Genomic DNA, 7,369 nt, shown 5'->3' with positions numbered 1-7,369 from the left:
CGCGGGCGGCGGCTGCGGGGATCGAGGGGGGCTGATTGGTCGTCATGCGAATCGACATACCGACTAGTTGGTATGTTGTCAAATCGGCGCAAACATCCACGATGTGCGCAATGATCGAGAAGTTGCGAAAAGACTCGACCTTCCCGCCACTTCGCCTAAACAGGGCATCGGAACAAAGGGGGCACATCGGTGCTGTTCCGGGGGGAATATGGTCGCAGTCGTTTCCACTGTTGCGTATCTCGGCATCGACGCGCGCGGGGTCGAGGTGCAATGCCAGATCACGCCCGGTGTGCCGCGCTTCGTCGTCGTCGGCCTGCCCGACAAGGCGGTGGGCGAAAGCCGCGAGCGCGTCCGCGCCGTGATCGCCGCGATCGGCCTGTCGCTCCCGCCCAAGGTCATCACCGTCAACCTGTCGCCCGCCGACCTGCCGAAAGAAGGCTCGCACTACGACCTGCCGATCGCGCTGGCGCTGCTCGGCGCGATGGGGGTGATCGATCCCGAGACGCTCGCTTCCTATGTGGTCGTCGGCGAACTCGGGCTCGACGGGCGCGTCGCGGCGTCGCCCGGCGTGCTGCTCGCCGCGATCCACGCGGGCAGCGCCGGGCTCGGGCTGATCTGCCCCGCGGCGCAGGGACCCGAGGCGGCGTGGGCGGGCAATGTCGAGGTGCTCGGCGCCCCCGACCTCCTGTCGCTGCTCAATCATTTCAGGGGCAATGCGCTGCTCGCACCGCCGGTGCCGGGCGAGGTCGAGACGCCGGTGCGCACGGTCGACCTGCGCCAGGTGAAGGGGCAGGAGACCGCGAAGCGCGCGCTCGAAATCGCCGCCGCCGGCGCGCATAATCTGATGATGTCGGGCCCGCCGGGCGCGGGCAAGTCGCTGATGGCGGCGTGCATGCCCGGCATTCTACCCGATCTCACCCCCGCCGAAGCGCTCGAGGTGTCGATGATCGCCTCGGTCGCGGGGAGCCTCGAGGGCGGGCGCCTTGTGCGGGCGCGGCCGTTTCGCAGCCCCCATCATTCCGCATCGATGCCCGCGCTCGTCGGCGGCGGGCTGCGCGTGCGGCCGGGTGAGGTCAGCCTCGCGCATTTGGGTGTGCTCTTCCTCGACGAGCTGCCCGAATTCCAGCGCGGGGTGCTCGATTCGCTGCGCCAGCCGCTCGAGACCGGCGAGGTCAGCGTCGCGCGCGCCAACGCGCATGTGACCTTCCCGGCGCGCGTCCAGCTCGTCGCGGCGATGAACCCGTGCCGATGCGGCCATCTCGGCGATGCGTCGCTCGCATGCAGCCGCGCGCCGCGCTGCGCCGCCGATTATCAGGCGAAGCTGTCGGGGCCGCTACTCGACCGCATCGACCTGCATGTCGAGGTGCAGGCGGTGAGCGCCGCCGACCTCGTCCTGCCGCCGCCCGCCGAAGGCAGCGTCGAGGTCGCGGCGCGCGTCGCGGCGGCACGCGATGTCCAGACCGCGCGCTATGCCGATCGCAAGGCGCGGACCAATGCCGAAATCGACGGCGAGCTGTTGGAAGCGGTCGCCACTCCTGACGAAGCAGGCCGCAAGCTGCTCGCGCAGGCGGCGGAGGCGATGCGGCTGTCGGCGCGCGGCTACACCCGAATCCTGCGCGTCGCGCGGACGATCGCCGATCTGGCGGGCGCCGCGGACATCGGCCGCATCCATATCGCCGAGGCGCTCAGTTATCGGCGGCAGGCGCCGAGGAACTGATGGAGAAGATTGTCTTCGAAGCCGCGATCATCGAATGGCGCGGGCCGGCACCCTTTCTTTTCGCGCCGGTTCCGGACGAACATGTCGGCGCCGTCCGCTACGCCGCAATGACCGAAAGCTATGGTTGGGGCGTCGTGCCGGTGGTGGCAAGGGTCGGCGAAACGGATTTCGCAACGTCGCTTTTCCCTCGGGACGGAACCTATCTGCTGCCGATCAAGGTCGCGGTCCAGAAGTGTGAAGCCGTGGGTCTCGGCGATCGGATTATCGTCCGGATGCGCGTCGGCCGCCCTGGATCCTGACTCGCGCGGCTTCCCCCGATGGTGGTAAAGATTTTCGAACATATTGATGCGATGGGGTAGGGATGATCGCGGCGCGACATCTTCTGGCGCACCTGTGCGGCCGGCTGAGGCTTGGCTTGGCCGTCCTCGTGCTCGCGCTGTGGGCGGGGCCGGCGGCGGCGATGACGCTCGACGTCGATCGCGACCTTTGCCACGCGCAAAGCGGTGTCGCGGCGCGCGATAGCAGCCTGTCCGCACTTCGCTTTTCGTGCAGTGGATCGCCAGCGGACTATCAGCAGGGCAGCCTTTGGCTTCGTGCGCGGCTTGAGGGGCGGGGCGCGCAGCGCGGCGATGTTACGCTGATGGTCCATCAGTCGCGCTTCGACCGGCTCGCTGTCGCCTTTTCCTACGCCGACGGCGCGACGCGCTGGCAGCAGGTGCGGGCAGGCGATTTCGGATCGCATTGGCGCACCGGCGGGCAGATATTGTTCGAAGCGCCCGAACGCGCCGCGGCGTTGACCGCGGTGACGATGCGTTTCGATCGCCTGTCCGGCCACCAGTTCATCCACGCGCGGATCATCCCGAAAGCCGAGGCGGCGATGCAGTCGGCGGGCATGGCGGCCGCCATCGGCGCGGCGCTCACGCTGCTGCTTATCAGCTGCATCTACAGCCTGTCGCTCGCCTTTGCGGTGCGCCGTCAATATCTGGCGTGGCAGGCGGGTTGGTCGGGCACGATGCTGCTGTGGGGCGCGCTCTGGTCGCAGGTTCATCTGGCGCTCGTGCCCGGATTGGCGGGGACGGTGACGACCCAGATCTGCACCTTCCTTGCGTGCCTCGCCATTGCGCTCGCGACGCTCAGCGTGGTGACGGCGGTCGGCCGCGGCCGCGTGCCGAGGTGGCTTCGTACCGGCGCGCTCGTCCTGGGGCTGGGTGTCGGGCTCGCCGGTATGCCGTTGGCGCTGATACGCGGCGGCAGTCTGGGCTTGCTCGCCGACCTGCTGGGGCTGGTCGTCCTCGCCGATCTGCTGGCGGTGACAGCCTATCTCGGCTGGGCATGGCGACGCGGATCGGTCGAGGCACGCGATTTCCTAGCGGCGTGGGGGCTGCCAATGGCGGTTCTCGCGCTCATCCATGTGATCGATGTCGAGGATAGCTTCTGGGGCGGCGGATCGAAGCTGCTGGTCCTTGCCGCCGCGACCTGGCAGGCGCTGTGGCTGGCGGCGGCGGCGACGCGGCGGCTCGGCCATCTGCGCATCGAACGCGATCATGCGCGCCGCGCCGAAGCAAAGGCGCAGCAGCTCGCGCGGCGCGACCCGCTGACCGGCCTGCCCAATCGCCGCGGTTTCGTCGAGAGCGTGACGCCACTGCTCGAACGCGCGCGCGGACAATTTGCCCGCGGCGCTGCTGGTCGTCGACATCGATCGGTTCAAATCGATCAACGATATTTACGGGCATGATGCGGGTGACGTGGTGCTGTGCGGTATCGCGCACCGGATCGAGCGCTGGGAGGGGCCGATGTGTACCGTCGCCCGGCTCGGCGGCGAGGAATTCGGGTTGCTGACGATCGGGATGGAAGGGATCATCCTCGGCCGTTTCGCCGAAAGCATCCGGCGCGGGATCGCCGCCTGCGATCACAGCGAGACGGTCGGCGAGCGGCCGGTCACCGCCAGCGTCGGGGTCGCCGAGGTGCGGCCGGCGTGCGATTTCCAGCAATTATATCGCCTCGCCGACGAAGCGCTCTATGATGCGAAGCGCGGGGGGCGCAACAAGGTGATCGTCCAGCGGCACTATGACATGCCGGCGCGCGCGTCCGCCCGCGAGGTGGCGAGATCGAATTGAAGGCCGCGCGCGGACGCGGCCCCGATCAGAAGCCGGCCGACGCCGACTTGTTTTCGACGACTTCGAGCGGCGGTGGCGCCTTTGCCGCGGCGGCGCCGTGGCGGCGGTGGCTCAGCTTGCCTTCGACCTTGCCGCCATTTTCGATCGTGATCGTTTCATAGACGACGTCGCCGGTGATCCGCGCGGTCGCGTGGACGATCAGCGTCTTCGCCTCGATCGACCCGTCGAGCAGGCCCGCGATCTTTGCGGTTTCGGCGGCGACCGCGCCCTTGATCTCGCTCGCCTCGCCCTGGACGAGGTTGGCGCATTTGAGGTCACCGTCGATCTTGCCGTCGACGTGCAGGTCGACGCTGGCGGCCACATTGCCGGTGACGACGACGTCCGCCCCGAGGATCGAGAAGGTCGTGTTGCGCGCGCCCGTCGCCATCTTAGCGGGCACCACGGGCGGCAGCGACGGAACCGACTCGCTGGCGGGCGTCGTCTTTGACTTCGAGAACATCGGCTTTGGCCTCCAGGAAGCGGCGCGGGTTGACCGCGACGCCGTTCAAACGGACTTCGAAATGCAGGTGGCTGCCGGTCGAACGGCCGGTCGAGCCCATTTTGGCGATCTGCTGCCCCGCGGCAACCTGCGCTCCGACGGTTGAGGTAAAGCCTGACAAGTGGGCGTAGCGGGTCAATATGCCCTGGCCGTGATCGACCTCGACGACATTGCCGTAACCCGACTTCTGCCCGACATAGACGACGCGGCCGGGGGCGGCGGCGAGGATCGGCGAGCCCATCGGTCCGGGGAAATCGAGTCCCGAGTGCATCGCACCGGCGCCGGTGAAGGGGTCGCTGCGATAGCCGTAGCTCGACGAGAGCATCAGCACATTCGCGGGCTGCCCCGACGGGATCGCGACGAGTGTGCGTTCGAGCACTTCCATCCGAAACAACGCGCTTTCGAGCGCGGCGAAGGATTTGCCGAGCGAACTCGCGCGGCCGGCACGGCCGCGATAGGGAATGAACGGACCACCGCGGCCGGCCGCGGCATTGCGGACCAGCATGGCGGGATTCATGCCGAGCTTGGCGACGGCGCCTTCGGCCTTCGCCGCGCGTTCGTTGACCGCGGTGAGCAGGCGTGTCGCGAAATCTTCCTGCCGCGCTTCGAGGCGGGCGAGGATCTGCGCCTCGGGCGGCAGGTTCGGGTCGATCAGCGCGCTGGTTTTAAGGGGCGCCTGTCCGGCGGCCGGCGCGGCGCCCGCCGCATGGGCTTCGGGTGTCACGGCCGCGGGCTCGACGCCGAAGTGGACCTTCGACCATTCCTCGAGCTGTTCCTGACGGTCTTCGAGGTCGGCGGCGGTTTCGGCGACATTGTTGCGATATTTGGCGATGCGCGCTTCGGACGCGGCGGCGGCGGCCTGTTGCTGCGCGACCGCGGCGCGTTCGCCCGAGCTGAGCAGCTGGTTGACGAGCACCGCCAGCGTCGCGCCGGCCCATGCGAGCAGCACGATGCCGGCGATCAGCGCCACGCGCTTTTGCCAAACGGCGCTGACGCGCACGAAACGAACATGGCCGTGCGTGCGAACAAAGATTTCATGGTCCTGAAACAGCGCAGAAAAACGCTGGCGCAAATCGCGCAGGCCCGTTGTTTTCGATGACAAGTGGCGACCCCATCTTGTGTTTTATTGGAGCCCTCCGCCCCGATTGATGCGCGCTGTATCAGGCCGGTGGCACGGGCGCGAATCTTTGCGGCCCGAGTCGGGCCGAGTCGAAACCATCGCGCGGTGAACGGTGTCAAAGGGTAGGAATGCCGCCATTTTGGCAGGAAAACGCCCTGCGAATCGGGCGATTGCATTGACGGCTTGCTTACCATTTTCGGGTAACGCTAAGCGGGTGAATATCATGGCGAAATCTGCTCCATCCGATGCTCGCGAATCGGCAAGCGCTCCGACCGCGCCGGATGGCGTCCGGCCGCGTTCGGCGGTCAGTGCGGGCGTGGGCATCGTTGGGCTCGCCGGTCTGGTGAGTTATTTGCTGATTGCGCGGTTCGCGCCCGACATCGCGGCCTTCCTCGGGATCGACTGGGGGACCCGCGGGGCGATGAACGGCCCCAATTCGGCCGTCGCGAGCGTGCTCGCCTGCGGGCTCCCGATGGTTTTGTGGTCGGTTTTCGTCGACAAGGTACACCGCAATCCGTCGACGGGGATCGACTGGGCGCAGCGCCGCCCATGGCGCGAGACGATCGACATCAGCCTGACCAAGCTCGCCGGAATGTGGGCGACATGGGGGCTGATCGCGCTGATCTATGCGACGATGCGCTATTATTGGGAGGGCAATTACGCCTTTTCGATGAACCTGCTCGAAACCGTCGCGCCGTGGCTGTTGCTCGTCTCGGTGCCCTATATGCTGTGGCTCGACCGCCGCATGATCGAACCGCGCGACGGTTGTTATCAGTTCGGGCGCTGGTTGATCGCACCGGGGCAACCAGTCGACGGGCGCGCGATCGGCCATCATCTGCGCGCCTGGGCGGTGAAGGGCTTTTTCACCGCCTTCATGCTGTCGATCGTGCCGGGAAACTTTTCGGCGCTGGTCACGGTGCCGATGAGCGAGGTGCTCGCCAACCCCTATATGACCGGGATCTGGGCGATCAATTTCCTCTATCTGATCGACGTCCATGTCGCGACGGTGGGCTATATCCTGACGCTGAAGCCGCTCGACGCGCATATCCGCACCGCCAATCCCTATGGCATGGCGTGGGTCGCGGCGCTGGTCTGTTATCCGCCCTTCATCCTGATGAGCGGCGGTCCGCTCGATTATCAGGTCCATGGCTCCGACTGGGGCTATTGGCTTCAGGGCCACGAAGGCCTGCTGATCGTCTGGGGCGTTGTGCTGGTGCTGCTCACCGCGATCTACAGCTGGGCGACGATGGCGTTCGGTATCCGCTTTTCGAACCTGACCCACCGCGGCATCATCACCCATGGGCCTTATGCCTTCACCCGCCATCCGGCCTATATTTCGAAGAATCTGAGCTGGTGGATCGGCTCTTTGCCCTTCCTCGTCACCGCCGGCGGCTGGGTCGAGGGGGCGCGCAACGTCATTCTGCTCGGGCTGGTCAGCGGGGTCTATTACTGGCGCGCCAAGACCGAGGAGAAGCATCTCCTCGCCGATCCGGCGTATCAGGCCTATTGGAACTGGGCGCAGGCGCATGCGCTGGTGCCGCGGCTCTTCGCGAAGGCAACGGGGCGGCCGCGGCCGCTGGTTCGGCTCGAACCCGACCCGCGCGTCGGGCCGGTCGCATAGCGGAATATTATTGGAAAGCGCTTTTCGGCGTCGGGCCGATGGCCCGATCCGCGCGGAGCGAAACCCCGCGCGGATCGAAGGCTTTTAGAATTTGAAGCCCGCCTCGATGCCGTAGATGCGGGGTTCGTTGACGTAGCTCGTCAGGTTGTTGAAATCGATGCCGCCAGTCGGCGATTCATCGTTGGTGATGTTGCGCACGAAGCCCGCGATGTCGAAGCGATCGGTCTTGTAGCCGACGCGAACGCCGCCCTCGAGC

7 protein-coding genes are annotated in these 7,369 nt (G+C 66.9%); 5 read left to right on the top strand and 2 right to left on the bottom strand.

Annotated features, from left to right (window positions below; genetic code table 11):
* Nucleotides 1-208: 208 nt before the first annotated feature.
* From VJ811_RS11755 to VJ811_RS11740, 4 genes are all read left to right on the top strand, one after another.
* Entirely contained in the window at nt 209-1,717 is a 1,509-nt protein-coding gene (locus VJ811_RS11755) for a YifB family Mg chelatase-like AAA ATPase (protein ID WP_324072512.1), read from the top strand.
* The gene (locus tag VJ811_RS11750) at nt 1,717-2,016 is read left to right on the top strand and encodes a DUF1905 domain-containing protein (protein ID WP_324072510.1); all 300 of its coding nucleotides are present in this window, start codon (nt 1,717-1,719) and stop codon (nt 2,014-2,016) included. The genes VJ811_RS11755 and VJ811_RS11750 overlap by 1 nt, the downstream gene beginning before the upstream one ends.
* A 62-nt stretch (nt 2,017-2,078) precedes the next feature.
* Nucleotides 2,079-3,452, top strand: coding sequence for a GGDEF domain-containing protein (locus VJ811_RS11745; RefSeq protein ID WP_324072507.1), 1,374 nt, complete (start codon nt 2,079-2,081; stop codon nt 3,450-3,452).
* On the top strand, nt 3,385-3,834 hold the full coding sequence (locus VJ811_RS11740; RefSeq protein WP_324072504.1) for a GGDEF domain-containing protein: 450 nt from the start codon (nt 3,385-3,387) through the stop codon (nt 3,832-3,834). Before VJ811_RS11745 ends, VJ811_RS11740 begins: the two co-directional genes overlap by 68 nt.
* Nucleotides 3,835-3,859: 25 nt before the next feature.
* Here VJ811_RS11740 and VJ811_RS11735 read toward each other — a convergent pair whose 3' ends face one another.
* Together VJ811_RS11735 and VJ811_RS11730 are read right to left on the bottom strand one after the other, a co-directional pair.
* Nucleotides 3,860-4,261, bottom strand: coding sequence for a polymer-forming cytoskeletal protein (locus tag VJ811_RS11735; RefSeq protein ID WP_324072514.1), 402 nt, complete (start codon nt 4,259-4,261; stop codon nt 3,860-3,862).
* A 1-nt stretch (nt 4,262) separates the two neighbouring features.
* Nucleotides 4,263-5,474, bottom strand: coding sequence for a M23 family metallopeptidase (locus tag VJ811_RS11730; protein ID WP_324072503.1), 1,212 nt, complete (start codon nt 5,472-5,474; stop codon nt 4,263-4,265).
* Between the two features lie 241 nt (nt 5,475-5,715).
* On the opposite strand from VJ811_RS11730, the gene VJ811_RS11725 reads away from it, so the two are divergent.
* Complete coding sequence (locus tag VJ811_RS11725) at nt 5,716-7,113, top strand: methyltransferase family protein (RefSeq protein ID WP_414711941.1); 1,398 nt, start codon at nt 5,716-5,718, stop codon at nt 7,111-7,113.
* Nucleotides 7,114-7,369 lie beyond the last annotated feature (256 nt).

Source organism: Sphingopyxis sp. (genome assembly GCF_035250425.1).
Lineage (GTDB): Bacteria > Pseudomonadota > Alphaproteobacteria > Sphingomonadales > Sphingomonadaceae > Sphingopyxis.
This window is presented reverse-complemented; position numbering and strand designations above follow the sequence as displayed.

Bases quoted from the DNA above. Each gene is read 5' to 3' on its own strand.
- VJ811_RS11755 (WP_324072512.1), top strand. From the start codon at position 209: ATGGTCGCAGTCGTTTCCACTGTTGCGTATCTCGGCATCGACGCGCGC.
- VJ811_RS11750 (WP_324072510.1), top strand. From the start codon at position 1,717: ATGGAGAAGATTGTCTTCGAAGCCGCGATCATCGAATGGCGCGGGCCG.
- VJ811_RS11745 (WP_324072507.1), top strand. From the start codon at position 2,079: ATGATCGCGGCGCGACATCTTCTGGCGCACCTGTGCGGCCGGCTGAGG.
- VJ811_RS11735 (WP_324072514.1), bottom strand. From the start codon at position 4,261: ATGGCGACGGGCGCGCGCAACACGACCTTCTCGATCCTCGGGGCGGAC.
- VJ811_RS11725 (WP_414711941.1), top strand. From the start codon at position 5,716: ATGGCGAAATCTGCTCCATCCGATGCTCGCGAATCGGCAAGCGCTCCG.